General features: G+C 58.4%; 15 protein-coding genes. 5 read left to right on the forward strand and 10 right to left on the reverse strand.

Features of this window, described 5'->3' with window-relative positions; genetic code table 11:
- Positions 1–11: 11 nt before the first annotated feature.
- The gene (mutS, locus tag SIB38_RS03320) at positions 12–2,627 is read right to left on the reverse strand and encodes a DNA mismatch repair protein MutS (protein ID WP_412552016.1); all 2,616 of its coding nucleotides are present in this window, start codon (positions 2,625–2,627) and stop codon (positions 12–14) included.
- Positions 2,628–2,806: 179 nt separating this feature from the next.
- Between mutS and SIB38_RS03325 the strand changes: the two genes are divergently transcribed.
- Complete coding sequence (locus tag SIB38_RS03325; RefSeq protein WP_412551371.1) at positions 2,807–3,676, forward strand: ribokinase; 870 nt, start codon at positions 2,807–2,809, stop codon at positions 3,674–3,676.
- 76 nt (positions 3,677–3,752) lie between these two features.
- On the opposite strand, the gene msrA is transcribed toward SIB38_RS03325, so the two are convergent.
- The 3 genes from msrA to SIB38_RS03340 all read right to left on the reverse strand — a co-directional run bounded on the left by msrA (position 3,753) and on the right by SIB38_RS03340 (position 6,029).
- Entirely contained in the window at positions 3,753–4,415 is a 663-nt protein-coding gene (msrA, locus tag SIB38_RS03330; protein WP_294118073.1) for a peptide-methionine (S)-S-oxide reductase MsrA, read from the reverse strand.
- A gap of 109 nt (positions 4,416–4,524) precedes the next feature.
- Positions 4,525–5,199, reverse strand: coding sequence for a sugar transferase (locus SIB38_RS03335; RefSeq protein ID WP_412551372.1), 675 nt, complete (start codon positions 5,197–5,199; stop codon positions 4,525–4,527).
- Positions 5,169–6,029 (reverse strand): NAD-dependent epimerase/dehydratase family protein, encoded by an 861-nt coding sequence (locus SIB38_RS03340; protein ID WP_412552017.1) that lies wholly within the window; start codon positions 6,027–6,029, stop codon positions 5,169–5,171. The genes SIB38_RS03335 and SIB38_RS03340 overlap by 31 nt, the downstream gene beginning before the upstream one ends.
- Before the next feature lie 159 nt (positions 6,030–6,188).
- On the opposite strand from SIB38_RS03340, the gene SIB38_RS03345 reads away from it, so the two are divergent.
- Together SIB38_RS03345 and SIB38_RS03350 are read left to right on the forward strand one after the other, a co-directional pair.
- On the forward strand, positions 6,189–7,100 hold the full coding sequence (locus SIB38_RS03345; RefSeq protein ID WP_412551373.1) for a D-amino acid aminotransferase: 912 nt from the start codon (positions 6,189–6,191) through the stop codon (positions 7,098–7,100).
- 65 nt (positions 7,101–7,165) lie between these two features.
- Positions 7,166–7,879 (forward strand): HAD family hydrolase, encoded by a 714-nt coding sequence (locus tag SIB38_RS03350; protein ID WP_412551374.1) that lies wholly within the window; start codon positions 7,166–7,168, stop codon positions 7,877–7,879.
- Positions 7,880–7,913: 34 nt separating this feature from the next.
- Here SIB38_RS03350 and SIB38_RS03355 read toward each other — a convergent pair whose 3' ends face one another.
- The 5 genes from SIB38_RS03355 to SIB38_RS03375 all read right to left on the reverse strand — a co-directional run bounded on the left by SIB38_RS03355 (position 7,914) and on the right by SIB38_RS03375 (position 12,722).
- Positions 7,914–8,195: an SCP2 sterol-binding domain-containing protein gene (locus tag SIB38_RS03355; RefSeq protein ID WP_412551375.1), complete on the reverse strand. Its 282-nt coding sequence runs from the start codon at positions 8,193–8,195 to the stop codon at positions 7,914–7,916.
- 63 nt (positions 8,196–8,258) lie between these two features.
- Complete coding sequence (locus SIB38_RS03360; RefSeq protein ID WP_412551376.1) at positions 8,259–9,659, reverse strand: efflux transporter outer membrane subunit; 1,401 nt, start codon at positions 9,657–9,659, stop codon at positions 8,259–8,261.
- Between the two features lie 30 nt (positions 9,660–9,689).
- Positions 9,690–10,802, reverse strand: coding sequence for a mechanosensitive ion channel family protein (locus SIB38_RS03365; RefSeq protein ID WP_412551377.1), 1,113 nt, complete (start codon positions 10,800–10,802; stop codon positions 9,690–9,692).
- The gene (locus SIB38_RS03370) at positions 10,706–11,404 is read right to left on the reverse strand and encodes a hypothetical protein (RefSeq protein ID WP_412551378.1); all 699 of its coding nucleotides are present in this window, start codon (positions 11,402–11,404) and stop codon (positions 10,706–10,708) included. The genes SIB38_RS03365 and SIB38_RS03370 overlap by 97 nt, the downstream gene beginning before the upstream one ends.
- A 91-nt stretch (positions 11,405–11,495) precedes the next feature.
- Positions 11,496–12,722 carry an argininosuccinate synthase gene (locus SIB38_RS03375; RefSeq protein WP_294118056.1) on the reverse strand — a complete coding sequence of 409 codons (1,227 nt, stop codon included), beginning with the start codon at positions 12,720–12,722 and terminating at the stop codon, positions 11,496–11,498.
- 151 nt (positions 12,723–12,873) lie between these two features.
- Between SIB38_RS03375 and SIB38_RS03380 the strand changes: the two genes are divergently transcribed.
- Together SIB38_RS03380 and ilvA are read left to right on the forward strand one after the other, a co-directional pair.
- Complete coding sequence (locus SIB38_RS03380) at positions 12,874–13,611, forward strand: hypothetical protein (protein ID WP_412551379.1); 738 nt, start codon at positions 12,874–12,876, stop codon at positions 13,609–13,611.
- 50 nt (positions 13,612–13,661) lie between these two features.
- Entirely contained in the window at positions 13,662–14,900 is a 1,239-nt protein-coding gene (gene ilvA / locus SIB38_RS03385) for a threonine ammonia-lyase IlvA (RefSeq protein ID WP_412551380.1), read from the forward strand.
- Positions 14,901–15,113: 213 nt separating this feature from the next.
- Here ilvA and SIB38_RS03390 read toward each other — a convergent pair whose 3' ends face one another.
- On the reverse strand, positions 15,114–15,437 hold the full coding sequence (locus SIB38_RS03390; protein WP_294118050.1) for an Hpt domain-containing protein: 324 nt from the start codon (positions 15,435–15,437) through the stop codon (positions 15,114–15,116).
- Between the last annotated feature and the right edge of the window lie 38 nt (positions 15,438–15,475).

Below are 15,475 nucleotides of genomic sequence, written 5' to 3' on the forward strand. Positions count from 1 at the left end.
CCAAGCAGAACTCAGCTCTCCGCCAGGTCCTTCAATTCGTAAATCAGGTTCAACGCCTCACGCGGGCTGAGCGTATCCGGCGACACATCGGCCAGCTTCTCCTGCAACGGCGACGGTCCGCTGGGCGCTGCCGCCAAGGGCGGCGGGGCCACCGCAAACAGCGGCAGATCGTCAATCAACGCCTTCTGCGCTTTGCCTTCGAGCTCGCCCTTTTCCAGCGCATCCAGAACCACCCGGGCCCGATCCACCACGGCGGCCGGCAAGCCCGCCAACTGCGCCACTTGCACACCGTAGCTGCGGTCCGCCGCGCCCTGGGCAACCTCATGCAGGAAGATCACTTCGCCTTCCCACTCCCGCACCGCCACGGTGGCATTGTCCACGCCGGCCATCTTCCCGGCGAGCTGCGTCATTTCATGGTAATGCGTGGCGAACAGCGCCCGCGACTTGTTGACATCATGCATGTGTTCCAGCGTGGCCCAGGCAATCGATAGGCCATCGTAGGTCGCTGTCCCGCGGCCAATTTCATCCAGAATCACCAGCGCCCGGTCGTCTGCTTGATTGAGAATGGCGGCGGTTTCCACCATCTCCACCATAAAGGTTGAGCGCCCACGGGCGAGATCATCACTTGCGCCCACACGGCTGAACAGCTGGCTCACGAGCCCAATCCGCGCGCTGTCGGCAGGCACAAAGCTGCCCATCTGTGCCAACAGTGCAATCAACGCATTTTGCCGCAAAAAGGTCGATTTACCGGCCATGTTCGGACCGGTCAGCAACCAAATGCTCGCCGCATCGCCACCGGACAGATCGCAATCGTTGGCCACAAACGGATCGCCGGTCTTGCGTAGTGCCGCCTCAACCACCGGATGCCGGCCACCTTCGATGGCAAAATCACGGCTTTCGTTCACCTCTGGAAGTGTCCAGTTCTCATTGGCTGCCAGTTCCGCAAGGGCCGCCGCCAAATCAAACTCAGCCAGCGCTTTAGATGCGGCGGCCACTTGCCCAGCCCTATCCAAAATTGCGCCTTTTAAGCTGTCATAGAGCCGTTTTTCGATCTCCAACGCGCGGTTGCCGGCATTGAGAATCTTAGTTTCCATCTCGCTCAGTTCTACAGTGGTGAAGCGCACCTGATTGGCCGTGGTTTGACGATGGATGAAGGTCTCTGACAAAGGCGGCGACATCATCGCATCCGCATGTTTCGCGGTGGTTTCGATGAAATAGCCCAGCACATTGTTGTGCTTGATTTTCAGCGCCGCAATTCCAGTTTGCTCCGAGTACTGCGCCTGCATACCTGCAATCACGCCGCGCCCCTCGTCGCTCAGCTCACGGCTTTCATCCAGCTCTGGATCAAACCCGGGCGCAATAAATCCCCCGTCGCGCGCCAGCAGCGGCGGCTCCGCGATCAGCGCATCTTCCAATAGGTCGAGAAGTTCCTCATGCCCTTCCAGCGCCGCACGCGCCGCACTCAAATCTTCCGGCAATTCTCCGGCATACCCGCGCGCCGCCAACTCGCCTGCTTGTCCAAGCCCATTGCGTACGGCCGCCAAATCCCGCGGCCCGCCGCGATCCAACGACAGCCGCGACAACGCCCGATCCAGATCCGGTACCTTGCGCAATGCCTCGCGCAAATCAGACGCCTCACTGCGATGCTCCGCCATGTAAGACACAGAATTCAGCCTAGCCCGGATGCTCGCCAGCCGCAGTGATGGCGAAGACAACCGCTGCTCCAACAGCCGCGCTCCGCTCGCCGTGACCGTCCGGTCAATCGTCGCCAGCAAAGATCCCGCACGACCTCCGGACAAGCTCGCCGTCAGTTCTAGGTTCCGCCGTGTCGCCGCATCAATTTGCATCACACCCTGGGTCGCCTCGCGCACCGGTGGCTGCAACAGCGGCAGTTTGCCTTTCTGGGTCAGCTCCAGATAATCCACGATGGCCCCAAGCGCGCCGGCTTCCGGCCGTGTGAACGTACCAAAGGCCTCCAACGAGGAGGCTTTGAACAACGCAGACACCCGCTTCTCCGCTGAAACAGAGTCGAAACTCCCCCGCGACACCGACGTCAGCGGCACCCCCATGTCTTCAACAACTGGCGCCAAATCCGCTTTAGTGCCTTCCGCGACCAAAAGCTCACTTGGCGCCAATCGCGCCAGCTCCGGCCCCAACCGTACCGGCGACAGCGGCATCACATGCAGCGCGCCGGTGGAAATATCCGCCCAGGCCAGTGCCGCCTCATCGCGTACCACGGCATAGGCGCCCAAAAAATTGTGCCGCCGCGCATCGAGCAAGCTGTCTTCGGTCAATGTGCCCGGCGTCACCAACCGCACCACATCGCGTTTCACCACCGCCTTATAGCCGCGCTTTTTCGCCTCTGCCGGGCTCTCCAGCTGCTCGCAGACCGCGACGCGAAAGCCCTTGCGAATGAGCGTCAGGAAATACCCCTCAGCCGCATGGTGCGGCACGCCACACATGGGGATGTCATTGCCGTCATGTTTGCCGCGTTTGGTCAGGGCAATATCCAGCGCCTCCGCCGCCGCCACCGCGTCGTCAAAAAACATCTCGTAGAAATCGCCCATACGGTAGAACAACAACGCGTCCGGGTATTGCGCCTTGATCTCCAGATATTGCGCCATCATCGGAGTGACGCTTGGCTTGTCGCCTTTCACTGCTCAGACCCCCCCAAGGTTTGGTTCCCCCCAGATAGCAAACCCCATCCCCTATCGAAAAGCGCAAAACGCGCGTAGGACTGGATTGGCAATAGACAAAGCGTCAAAAAGTTGATCACCTGATCAAAAATCAAAGCAAAGCGGACCTCATGGCGATCTACAACCTCGGCAGCATCAACGCGGATTACTTCTATCACGTGGCCCATCTCCCCGGTCCCGGCGAAACGCTGGCGGCCACGGATATGACTCGCGGGTTGGGGGGCAAAGGTGCCAACATGAGCGTGGCCGCCGCGCGGGCCGGGGCACATACCGCCCATATTGGCGCGGTTGGGGGCGACGGCAAATGGGCCATCGATCGCATGACCGAATTTGGCGTGGACACCCGCCACATTTCCACACTGACAGACACCCCCATGGGCCAAGCTTTGATTTATGTGGATGACGCCGGTGAAAACAGCATTGTGCTGCTCAATGGCGCCAACTTCCAAATCCCGGAACAAACCATCGCCAGCGCGCTGGCGGAGGCCTCCCCCGGCGACACGCTTTTGATGCAAAATGAGACCCTAAGTCAGCTGGGAACAGCCAAAATGGCCCGCAGTCTCGATCTCTACATCGCCTATGCCGCCGCGCCGTTTGATGCGTCAGCCGTCACCGCTGTGTTGCCCTATCTCGACTTCCTGATCCTCAACGAGGTCGAAGCCGCGCAGCTGGAAGAGGCCACCGGCAAAACACCAGAAGCGCTGGGCGTTACCGATGTCATCATCACCCTTGGCGCCAATGGTGCCCGCTGGATTCACAACGGTACTGCGCGCGATTTCCCCGCCATGCCGGTCACCCCCGTGGACACCACCGGGGCAGGGGACACCTTCACCGGCTACGTGCTGGCCGCGCGGGATCGAGGCTTGCCAATGGAGCAATGTATCGCGCTCGCCATGCGCGCCGGCGCCTTGATGGTCACGCGCCAAGGCACCGCCGACGTGATCCCGGACCTCAAAGAAGTCGACGAGGCTCGCTTCTAAGCGTGACCTCGTCTTTCTCATTCCAAAAATATCCTGGGGGAGTCGCCTTTGGCGGCGGGGGCAAAGCCCCCATTCCTCAGTGCCCCACAAACGGCGCGTCTGATCCCCAAAGTGCCTTCACCCGCGCATCCCGGCCACAGGCTTTGCGATAGCGTTTATACGCCTCACTCTGTTTCTTAGGTCCAAAGCGGGTCAGCACAATCTTGGAGCCTTTGTAGTAGTCCTGATGATAGGCCTCAGCTTTGTAGAACTTCCCTTCGCGCAGGATCGGCGTCACAATGGTCTGTCCCAACTGCGCCTGCGCCTTGGCTTTGGCGCTTTCCGCAAGACCCTGTTCCACCTTATTGGCGACAAAAATCGCCGTTCGATAACTGTCGCCCCGGTCACAGAATTGCCCACCGGCATCTGTCGGATCAACAGAGCGGAAGAACAGGTCCAGTAAGGTTTCGCGTGTCACCGTGTCCGGGTCAAAGGTAATTTTCACCGCTTCATAATGCCCGGACCCACCCTTGGTCACGTCCTTATAGCTCGGGTTCTTGGTGGACCCGCCGGTGTAACCGGAGACCACGCCGCGTACCCCCGGCACGCTTTCAAAGTCACTTTCCACACACCAGAAGCAGCCACCCGCCACCACCAGTGTATCGGTGCCCATCGCATGGGCGCGGTGGCCATGCGCCAATCCGCCCAACAGGATCAAAACGGACAGTGCCACGGTCTTCAGGTTCTGAAATCTGGTCATAGCGACACTCCTTCTTGTCGCCACCCTGCGCGCAAGATTGACCCCGGCTCAATCCCCTGAAACCGGATGTCACAGCTTGGTGAAGCAAGGTGAAGACAGGTTACAGCAGCTACCTTGTGCGCCCGGGACGACAGACTGGGGCCACCCGCCGAAACACCGTGGCCACTGTCAGCCGCTGGTCAAACCCCAAAGTGCGCCGCTTCGAGTAAAGCAAATCCAATCGCGCTTTGCGGGGCACACAGCGCCGCTCATAGACGGCTTCGGTCTCTTCCGGCGTTTTGCAGTCTTCAAGAAGTTTCTCTTCGGTCCGGTGGTAGATCAAAGTCGCTAGTCCGGTCACGCCGGGCCGATCTTTGAGCACCTCGGCATAAAGCGCCGGAAACCGCTCCACGTAACGGCGCAGCGGCGGGCGCGGGCCCACAAAACTGATGTCGCCTTTCAGGATATTGAACAGCTGCGGCAGCTCATCCAGCCGGTACAGCCGCAAAAACTTGCCGGTTTTGGTGATCCGATGGGCTTTGTCGCCACCGGACACACCGCTGTCCTGATCCACGTTCTTCATGGTGCGGAACTTGTAGAGCTTGAACCCCTGTGTCGGCGTTTTCATACGCTCCGACACATACAGGATCGGCCGCCCATCGCGGATCAGGATCATCACCGCCACAACCAACATCACTGGCCACAGGATCAGCAGCAGAAACAGCACCCAGCCAAGGTCCATCATCCGCCGCCCAAAGGTGGTGCCGTGTCCGATCATGCCGGTGCCTCTGTCAACCTGCGCCATTCCGCAATCATTTCTTGAGGCGGTACCACAAGCGTTTGCCCCGTCAAGCGCCGAAGTCGGGCCATCGACATCGACACCTCCGCCACGGCCGTTTCCGGCGCTGGGCGCCACACAAACGGGCACTCGGCAGCTTCGAGCAACTCATGCATGGCGACCGGATTTGAGGCCGCGACGTTCACTATGCCTGGCAAAGCGTTGGCGGTCAGCAGGCCCGCCACCGCGTACCAGATCACCGTGGCCGTGGCGTAGCTGCGGATCGGACTTTGGCCAATGTCAAAGGCATCCAGTGTCACCGGTAGACCACTTTGGATTGCGCGAAACAAACTGTCCGCCCCAACAACATTTGCCAATCGCAAAACCGCTGATTTTGGTTCAGGTGATTGACCTGAATCGTCCGAAAACAGGCTCTGTTCCATCTCAATCTTGGCCACGCCATAGGCATTCACCGGCGCCAGAGCACCGCCTTCAGTCGCCTCTCTTGCTGGTCCGTAAACCGCGCTGCTGGAACAATGCAGCACCCGCGCTGCACCGCTGACTTGGGCGATTTCCACCGCCCGATGCGCCAGTGTGATGTTGTCGGCCAAATCCCCTTTGCCCGGCACCACGCCCCATAGGGCCAGAACCGCATCTGCTTTGGGTGGCGGACCTTCTGAATAAACCCAATCCACACCCGTGTCGGCCTTCCGCCCACCCCAAACAACTTGCCAGTCAGCGAGCAACTCTGGAGAGGTCGCAAGGCACGCCCGCAGCAATCGCCCAAGCTTTCCGGTGCTGCCCAGCACCAACAGGGTTTTTGAGGAGGAAGACGGCACAGCGCCCAGGTCTGTCACAGAAGTCAAAAGTCAAAAGTCCAAATCAATTGCACCCCCTAAAGTGCCGCCACGACATCTGCTGTCAACCGCGCGAAACGTATCCAATATGTAAAATTCAGCTTGGAAACCCCGCGTGACACAGATAGCGTCCCGTGACTTTGCCACAGGGAGCGCTCCATGACCGATCACGTCACCACTCACCAGGCCGCCGAAGACGCCCGCAACGAAGAGATCAAGATCTGGCTCAATGGCCGCGTTGTGCCCAAGGCAGAGGCGGTGGTGTCGGTCTATGACAGCGGCTTTATGCTCGGGGACGGCGTGTGGGAAGGGTTGCGCCTTTATGACGGCCATTGGGCATTTCTGGACGAGCATATGGACCGCCTGTTTGAGGCCGCGAAAGTCATCGATCTGGACATCGGCATGGACAAAGCCGGCGTGATTGCAGCCTTGGAGGCCACCCGCGCCGCCAATGAGATGACCACCGATGCCCACGCCCGCCTGATGGTCACGCGCGGCGTGAAAACCCGCCCGTTTCAGCACCCCTCGCTGAGCCAGCAGGGGCCAACGTTCACCATCATCATGGAACATTCCAAACCGTCGATCCCGCGTCCAATCCGGCTGGCGACCGTGCCGCACATTCGCGGATTGCCGATGACGCAGGACCCCAAGCTGAACTCTCATTCGAAGCTCAACTGCATTCTCGCCTGCATCGCGGCGGAGAAAGCTGGTGCCGATGAGGCGTTGATGCTCGACATCAATGGCTTTGTGAACACCACCAACGCCTGTAATTTCTTCATCGTGCGTAAAGGTGCGGTTTGGACCTCCACCGGCGACTACTGCATGAACGGCATCACCCGCCAAAAGGTGATCGACGTCTGCCGTGCCGACGGCATCCCGGTTTATGAGCGCAACTATTCTCTGGTCGACACTTATGGCGCAGACGAGGCGTTCCTCACAGGAACTTTTGGCGCACAAACCCCGGTCAGCGAGATTGATGGACGGCCGATCGGCACTGGCGAGATGGGCGAGATGACCAAGCACATCCGCGGCCTCTACAAAGATCTCGTTGCGCAAGACGCCCTGCCGTAAATCCCAAATTCGCACTGTCGCAATACAGCCGCGATACCGACGCAATACCGATAGGAGTTTGCCCCGTGAAAATTGCCATGTGGAGCGGCCCCCGCAACCTCTCAACCGCGATGATGTACGCCTTTGGCAACCGCGCCGATTGTGCGGTGGTGGACGAACCCTTCTATGCCGCTTACCTCGCAATGACCGGTCTCGATCACCCTATGGGGGCAGAGATTTTGGCGTCCCAAGATCAGGACCCCAACAGGGTCGCGGCGGACCTCGTTGCAGCCAATCCAAATGGCAAACCGTACTTCTACCAGAAGCACATGACCCAACATATGATCGATGGCGTACCTCGAGACTGGATGCGGGAAGTCACCAATGTCTTCCTGCTGCGCCACCCCGCTCGTGTGATTGCGTCTTACGCGGCCAAGCGCGAAAACCCGTCGCTCACCGACATCGGCTTTCCGCAGCAACTGGAGCTGATGAAATTGGTTTCAAGCTGGGGGCAAACACCAGTTGTGATCGACAGCCATGACATCCGCGACAATCCACAGGAAATGCTCGAAAAACTCTGTGATGCCATTGGTTTAAAGTTTGACGCAGCGATGCTGTCCTGGCCCAAAGGCGGCCACAAAGACGACGGTGCCTGGGCGCCCCATTGGTATGGCGCCGTCTGGGAGTCCACGGGTTTTGCAGGAGCTGAAGGTCCGTTGCCTGAGGTGCCCGACGGTTTGCAGCCGGTCCTGCAAGCGGCGCTGCCTCTCTATGAAGAGATGAAAGCGCACAAGCTTTAATGAAAAAGGCGGGGATCATCCCCGCCTTGTTTTCTTAGGTCAGCAGCTGGCCCAGCTTCATCGCCGTGCCCATGTCGCCGGAGACTTTGAGCTTGCCCAGCATCAGCGCGGTGGTGGGTTTCAGATCACCGGCCAGCAGCTTTACAAGGTTCTCTTCAGAGATCGACACGGTGCAATCGGTCTCGCGGTCTTCCTGCGTCGCCGTGTTGTCCGCCAGCACCACAACCCCGGCATCGCCGCAGTCAAATTTCAATGTGCCGTCAAACGTGCGGTCTTTCAGCCCTTTGGCCATCTGTGCCGTGATCTGTTCCAACATGTGATCTTCCCTAAGTAACCTTGTTGCTCAAGTGGTTGCAGCCAACCAACTTTGACGAAAGGGTTACGTCGGGCCACTTAACGAACCGTTAAAACTCCCGCCAAGCGCGACATTCAAATCAACAAAATCAACTGATCTGTTGCGAATGTCCAAAGCCGCCTGGTTTTGCGTCTCCAGAAACCCGCGCTCCGCGTCCAGCACTTGCAGGAACGACGCCTGTCCCTCGCCATAGGCCTTGCGCGCCAACCGCAGCACTTCGGCGGAGGCTTCCACAGCCTTTTTGGACAGTTCCACCGCGCGGGTGTTTGCTTGCAGCGCAAACAGCGAACTGCGCACTTCCTCCACGGCCAGCACAATTTCCTTTTCCCAGGCCGCCTGCCGTTCTGCCACCAAACCCTTGGCCGTTTCCACCTTGCCGCGCCGCACCGGCAGATCGTACCAGGGAATGTCCAGATCAATACGCAAAAACGCGGCCAGCGGATCAAAGCCAGAGCTGCTCCCGGCAACATTAACGTTCCCGGTCAAACCAAGGCTTGGATACAAGTCCGACTCCGCGACACCGACAAGCGCCACCGCTTCCGCCAGCTTTTTCTCCGCATAAATCACATCTGGCCGGTTGCGCAGAAGGTCCGCAGGCACACCGGTTGAGACAACGCTGGTTTTGGGGCTGGGTTGCGGTGCGCGCACATCCAGATCGTCCCGTTCTGCCAACTCCGTGCTGCCGACCAAGGCGGTCAACCTGTTGACCATACGCACAAAAAGGATGCGCGCATCGGGCACAGTGGAGCTTGTGCGCAACACCAGCGCATTGGCCTGCGCCACGTCCAACTCCGTGGCACTACCGTCTTCGGCCAGCGATTTTGTGGCCTTCAGCGTCTCCTCGCGGCTGCTCAAAACGCGCTGCAAAATCCGATCCAGTTCTTGGGCATAGCGCATGTCCATATAGGCGGTGACCACCTCGTCCACATAGAGCAACGTCCAGACATCAAGATCGGCATAGCTGGCTTCCAGCCGTGCAAATGCCGCCTCTTTTTCCCGTTGCAACTTTCCAAACAGGTCCAGTTTCCACTTGGCCTCAGCCCGCACAAACCCAGACGTTTCAGCCGCATCCCCGCCGCCGCCACTGCGCCGGACCTCGCCCACGCGTGTGGTGCCGCCAATTGGAAATCCGGCCGAAGCCAGAATGCCTTGCGATTGCTGAATACGCGCCGCAATGCGTTGAATGTCTTTGTTGTTCTCAAGCCCGTAGCCAACGATTTTGTTCAGGAGTGAGTCGTTAAACGAGGTCCACCATTTGGCATCATGCTTGCGTGCCACGCCTGCGGGCTGTTTCTTCAGGAAACTCTTGGCAAGGTCAGTCTCCGGCCGCGCATAGTCTTTTCCGGCAGGGGCAATGGCGCAGCCGGACAGCAACCCCAGCATCATGCTGCGCCGTGTCAGACTGCCTGCAAACTCTCTGCTCATGCTCTACCTGTGACGCCTTATGTGTGCGCCTTATGCTTTTTGTGCTGCGGCCTCCGCTGCCGCTTCATGTGCCAGGGGTTCGTCCCAATCCACCTCGGAAATCTTCAAATCCGGCGTGTCGGTTTCATAGTTGGGCGTCATAATCTGCACCCCGTTTTCGTTAAACACATCGGTGATGTTCTTGTGCAATTCGCTCAGCAACAACGGCAAAGACGACCCGCGCGTGGTGAACGCGTTGATCTGATAGTTGGTCGCAAAATCCAACAGCCCGGTCACGAGAACAAAGGGCTCTGGTGACTTCTTCAGCCCCTTCGTGCGCCGCGCCGCCTCTATCAACATGGCCTCCACCTTTTTGCGCGGCTCTTCGTAGCCGATGCCCACCGTGGTATGCAGCAGCAGCCCCTTGCCGTCGATTTTGCTGGAGTAGTTGATCACCTCAGAGGACAAAAGCGTGGCGTTGGGGATCGAGATCAGCTCATTTTTGACCGACCTTAGATAGGTCTCCATCAGCCGGATTTGCATCACGTCGCCGTAGTGATCTCCCACGCGAATGCGGTCGCCCACGTTCATCGACCGTTTGTAGAGCACAAACAGGCCGGCCAGCACGTTGGAGATCACCGAGTTGGACCCCAAGGACACCATCACCCCCACAAGGATGGTCAGTCCCTGAAACGCCGCGGAGTCCGATCCCGGAATATAGGGGAAACAGATCACCGCCGCCGTCAGCACAATGCCACCACGGATCAGATTGTAGGTTGGCCAAACCCAGTGATCTTCAAAAGATTTTAACTCGATCACGCCCTGCTCAACACTTTGGAAAAACAGATACACGCCCTTAATCATCCACCGGGCAATCGCGGCGATGATCAGGATGGTGATCAGATTGGGCATGTAGCCCACAAATCCCAACAACAGCCCAATGATTGGGTCCGTAACATAGCGGATCAACAACGCCGCAATCGGCCGTGTGTTGGGGAAGGAGTGCAGCACAAACGACAGGTAGTAGTAAAACCCTGTGAAGAGCGTGATGTCGACCAGCAGCCGGATCAGGAATTTGGCAATGTTGGACACCGCCTGACTCTGCACAATATCCCCCGTGGCTTCCTGAATGCCCCTTGTGCGGTGCTCAACGATACCGGCCACCAGCCGGGCACGCGCCGTCTTAGCCACAACAAAATGCCGCAATAAAAGGCAAACACCGCTGACCACGCCAGCGCCGTCAAGGTGCTTTGGGAAAAGGCCTCATCGGTGCGGTTGGCGCGATAGCGCAGAATGGCTTCTTCGATGGCTTCTGCATGCAGCGAGGCCAACACCGGCAACTCCATCTGCTCGTAATCGGCATCGGCCTGAGTGGTCACACTCACCATCACCCCATCAGCAAAGATCGTCTGGCCCAACTCGCCGCGCTCGATGCCCATGACAACTGTGGTTGCTTCGCTGCGTTCCGCCACCTCGACCACGCGTTTGGCCACCAGCGCGGCGCGCTCTTCGGCAGGCAGGGCGGTAGAGCCGCGCACCGCAAACAGCTGCTCCCCGTCCACTTCCACCGCCTGCACAAAGACTTCGTCGTCCACCGCCGGCGGACCTGTGTCCTCCACCTCTTCTTCTTGCGCCCAAGCCACGCCCAAGCTCAGCAGCAAAGCTGCAAAAATGCGCAAAAATTGCGTGAGTATCCCCATCCCAACTGCCTCCCCGGCGCAGTCCGTGCCTGTTGAAAACGTCTTTTTAGAAACGCTAACTGCCATGTCGCGCTTCTCAAAGGATTTTCTGGCAAGACTGAGGGCCGGAAACAAAAAAGCCCGCCACAACGGGCGGGCTTCCTTGGAATGGGTTGGCTTAGTTGCCGGTGCGTTTGTTGCGCATCGCGATCAGTTTCAGACGCAGCGCTTGCAGCTGGATAAAGCCCGCAGCGTCTTTCTGATCGTAAGCGCCTGCATCATCTTCAAAGGTCACGTGCTCTTCAGAATAGAGCGAGTGGTCAGACCAACGGCCCACGGTGGTGGCGCTGCCTTTGTAGAGTTTCACACGCACAGTGCCGGTGACATGTTCTTGGCTCTTGTCGATCGCCGCCTGCAGCATCTCGCGCTCAGGGCTGTACCAGAAACCGTTGTAGATCAGCTCTGCGTACTTCGGCATCAGCTCATCTTTCAGGTGCATTTCGCCACGGTCCATGGTGATGGACTCGATGCCACGGTGCGCCTCAAGCAGCACGGTGCCGCCCGGGGTTTCGTAGATGCCACGGGATTTCATGCCCACAAAACGGCCCTCAACGAGGTCCAAACGGCCAATGCCGTGCTTGCCGCCGTATTCGTTCAACTTGGTCAGGATGGTCGCCGGGCTCATGGCCTCGCCGTTGATGCTGACCGCGTCACCTTTTTCAAAGCCGATCTCGATGAACTCAGGCTCGTTTGGCGCGTCTTCAGGATGTACGGTGCGCTGGTACACGTAATCCGGTGCCGCGATGGCTGGATCTTCCAGAACTTTGCCTTCCGAGGAAGTGTGCAGTAGGTTTGCGTCCACAGAGAACGGTGCTTCGCCACGTTTGTCTTTGGCCACCGGAATCTGATGTGCCTCGGCAAACTCAAGCAACTTGGTGCGCGAGGACAGGTCCCACTCCCGCCAAGGTGCAATCACCTTGATGTCGGGGTTCAACGCGTAGGCTGCCAGCTCGAAACGCACCTGGTCGTTGCCTTTGCCGGTTGCGCCATGCGCCACGGCATCTGCGCCAGTGGCTTCGGCAATCTCAACCAGGCGTTTGGAGATCAGCGGACGCGCAATCGAGGTGCCCAGCAGGTACAGACCTTCATAGACCGCATTGGCGCGGAACATCGGGAAAACAAAGTCGCGCACAAACTCTTCTCGGACATCTTCGATGTAGATGTTCTCTGGTTTGATGCCCAGCAGTTCCGCCTTCTGACGCGCTGGTTCAAGTTCTTCGCCTTGACCCAGGTCCGCGGTGAAGGTCACCACCTCACAGCCATATTCGGTTTGCAGCCACTTCAGGATGATCGAGGTATCCAGGCCACCGGAATAGGCCAGCACAACTTTCTTCGGAGCCGACATGTTTCTTCCCTTCGTCCATATAACGTTCGCGCGATAGCGGTTTTTGGGTCTGTGGGCAAGGCGAGCAGATCGCCGCACTTGCTTTTCTTGCCCGAGTTCTGCCAGATGCAGGCGAAATTAGGCATATTCATTCACGTAAAGGGGTACACCAATGCGCGGCTTTGCACTTTTGCTTCAGTCTTTTCGGCTGATCTTTGGAAACCTGTCGCAATCCTTGCGCCTGTCTTCGCCGTTGGTGGCGGTTCTGGTGGCTGCTCTCCTGATGTTTGGGCCTAGCTATTTTATCCAAGACGTTGATCCAACGAGCGCCAACGCGCTGCCTCCTAGCGCATTTTTGCTGCAGTTTTTGACGCTCGTTGTAACGATGTGGGTGGCAGTTGCGTGGCACCGTTTTGTGCTGCTTGAAGAATACCCTGATGGCGTGTTGCCTGCGTTCCACGGCGGACGCATGCTCGCGTATTTCGGTTATGGTGTTTTGCTTGGTGCGGTTGTCGGCGCAGCCACGCTTTTGGTGGTCGTGCTAGTTGGACTGGCTCTGTTTGGGGCGCCGGTCCTGATGATTGCTGCAATTATGGTAGTAGTTATCGTCAGCGGTTGGACGTTCTATCGTTTGTCACCCATTTTGCCCGCCACTGCCATTGGAAAGACGATGCGGATGAAAGAGGCTTGGGCAGCAACCAAACCTTTGTCTGGGTCTATTCTTAGCGCGGTTGTCGTCTTTGTTGTGACCATTTTCGCTCTAGCGTTTTTGGGCGCGTTGATAGGCGGTGTAATCCCCATGCTAGGGGGCCTCATCTTGTTGGCGTTTAATTGGCTTTATATTCTTCTGGGCGTCAGCTTTCTGACCACTCTTTACGGCGTCGCGGTCGAAGGCCGCTCGATCGACTGATCGACGACCTTCCCCTTGCCAAAACCTTCGGCTTCGGCCACTCAGGGCACATGAGCGAATTTCGTAAATGTGCCCGCACTGCCGAAGCCGCCATGCGCAGCGTTTTCCCCGCCACGCCTCTGCAGCTGAATGCCCACCTCTCCGCCCGCTTTGGCGCCGACATTTGGCTCAAGCGCGAAGACCTCACGCCTGTGCGGTCTTACAAGCTGCGTGGGGCGTTTAATGCCATGCGCAAAGTGCGCACCGAAAATCCCGACCAGCGGATATTTGTCTGTGCCAGCGCGGGCAACCACGCGCAGGGTGTGGCCTATATGTGCAAACATTTTGATGTGATGGGCGTGATCTTCATGCCGGTCACCACACCGCAACAGAAGATTTTTAAGACGCAGGTGTTTGGCGGCGACAACGTCGAAATCCGCCTTGTTGGCGATTATTTTGACGACACACTGGCCGCCGCACAGGCCTATTGTTCCGAGGCTGGTGCCGCCTTCCTGTCCCCGTTTGACGATGATGACGTGATCGAAGGCCAGGCCTCGGTTGCGGTCGAGATCGAAGACCAACTTGGCAAAACACCAGACCACATCATCCTGCCGGTCGGCGGCGGTGGCCTGTCGTCTGGTGTGTTCAGCTACTTTGGTGCGGAACCACACTACACGCTGGTTGAGCCCGAAGGCGGCATGAGCCTCGCCGCCGCGTTAGATGTCGGCGCCCCAACCACCTTGGCCCATGTCGACAGCTTTGTGGACGGTGCCGCCGTGGCGCGGATAGGCGACAAGACCTTTGCCCGCCTAGCCGATCTCAGCCCGGAAGATGTGGTGGCCGCTCCTGAAGACCGCATCTGCGCCACCATGCTGGAGATGCTCAATGTCGAGGGCATTGTGCTGGAACCTGCCGGAGCTTTGGCGGTGGACGCGCTCACCGACGTGGCGGATCAGATCAAAGGCAAAACCGTGGTCTGCGTGACCTCGGGTGGCAACTTCGATTTTGAGCGCCTGCCTGAAGTCAAAGAACGCGCGCAGCGTTACTCAGGTGTCAAAAAATACTTCATCTTGCGCATGCCACAGCGTCCGGGCGCCCTGCGCGATTTCCTGGAAACCTTGGGACCGGAAGACGACATCGCGCGCTTTGAGTATCTCAAGAAATCCGCGCGCAATTTTGGCTCGGTTCTCATAGGCATCGAGACTCGGAAGCCGGAAAACTTCGACGCCTTGTTTGAGCGGATAGAAGCTGCCGGCATGACCTACACCGACATCACCAATGACGAGACGCTGGGTCAGTTTGTGCTCTAGCGCACCAGGGCGTTTTGCTGAAGCAATTTGGGGCAACGTCGCTACTGGCCAAATGCGAGGTCGCCAAGGGCCAGTTGCATGGCCTTTTGCATAGCTGCATAGCAACCCAACACTGCATCGAAACACACAACGATTCGCCCAGGGCACTCCTTGGGCGATCACATCTCGTTTTCTAAAGTTGCGCCGTTTCCGGCCGTATCAGGGGGCTGACTTTCAAGCGGCGGCGAGTTTTTGCGCAAACACGCCTTTGCTTTCTTCAAACGACGCGAGGATTGCGGGCACATCCACGGTGTCGCCTTTGCCTGCCGCGGCCGCTGCTTCACCGGCTTGGCACAGTTGCGAGAAGGTTTGGAAACCAAGGTTTAACGCACCGCCTTTAAGAAAGTGCAGGTCCGCTTCGAGCGTGGCAATGTCCAGGTTGTCGCGCAGGCGCGCAATCACTTCCTCAACTTCGTCAAGAAAGAGCTCCACCACTTCACCAAAGTCTTCCGCGCCGATTTCGTCGCGCAGTTCTTCTACTCGTTCCCAGTCAATCATGGGCATTTCCTCATCATTCACCCCTCGACAATGACAGA

It is taken from the genome of Shimia sp. MIT910701, assembly GCF_047126315.1.
Taxonomy (GTDB): Bacteria; Pseudomonadota; Alphaproteobacteria; order Rhodobacterales; family Rhodobacteraceae; genus Shimia.

Excerpts from the sequence above, each read along its gene's own strand:
- mutS (WP_412552016.1), bottom strand. The coding sequence starts at position 2,627 with ATGATGGCGCAATATCTGGAGATCAAGGCGCAATACCCGGACGCGTTG.
- SIB38_RS03325 (WP_412551371.1), top strand. The coding sequence starts at position 2,807 with ATGGCGATCTACAACCTCGGCAGCATCAACGCGGATTACTTCTATCAC.
- msrA (WP_294118073.1), bottom strand. The coding sequence starts at position 4,415 with ATGACCAGATTTCAGAACCTGAAGACCGTGGCACTGTCCGTTTTGATC.
- SIB38_RS03335 (WP_412551372.1), bottom strand. The coding sequence starts at position 5,199 with ATGGCGCAGGTTGACAGAGGCACCGGCATGATCGGACACGGCACCACC.
- SIB38_RS03345 (WP_412551373.1), top strand. The coding sequence starts at position 6,189 with ATGACCGATCACGTCACCACTCACCAGGCCGCCGAAGACGCCCGCAAC.
- SIB38_RS03355 (WP_412551375.1), bottom strand. The coding sequence starts at position 8,195 with ATGTTGGAACAGATCACGGCACAGATGGCCAAAGGGCTGAAAGACCGC.
- SIB38_RS03360 (WP_412551376.1), bottom strand. The coding sequence starts at position 9,659 with ATGAGCAGAGAGTTTGCAGGCAGTCTGACACGGCGCAGCATGATGCTG.
- SIB38_RS03370 (WP_412551378.1), bottom strand. The coding sequence starts at position 11,404 with ATGGCAGTTAGCGTTTCTAAAAAGACGTTTTCAACAGGCACGGACTGC.
- SIB38_RS03375 (WP_294118056.1), bottom strand. The coding sequence starts at position 12,722 with ATGTCGGCTCCGAAGAAAGTTGTGCTGGCCTATTCCGGTGGCCTGGAT.
- SIB38_RS03380 (WP_412551379.1), top strand. The coding sequence starts at position 12,874 with ATGCGCGGCTTTGCACTTTTGCTTCAGTCTTTTCGGCTGATCTTTGGA.
- ilvA (WP_412551380.1), top strand. The coding sequence starts at position 13,662 with ATGAGCGAATTTCGTAAATGTGCCCGCACTGCCGAAGCCGCCATGCGC.
- SIB38_RS03390 (WP_294118050.1), bottom strand. The coding sequence starts at position 15,437 with ATGATTGACTGGGAACGAGTAGAAGAACTGCGCGACGAAATCGGCGCG.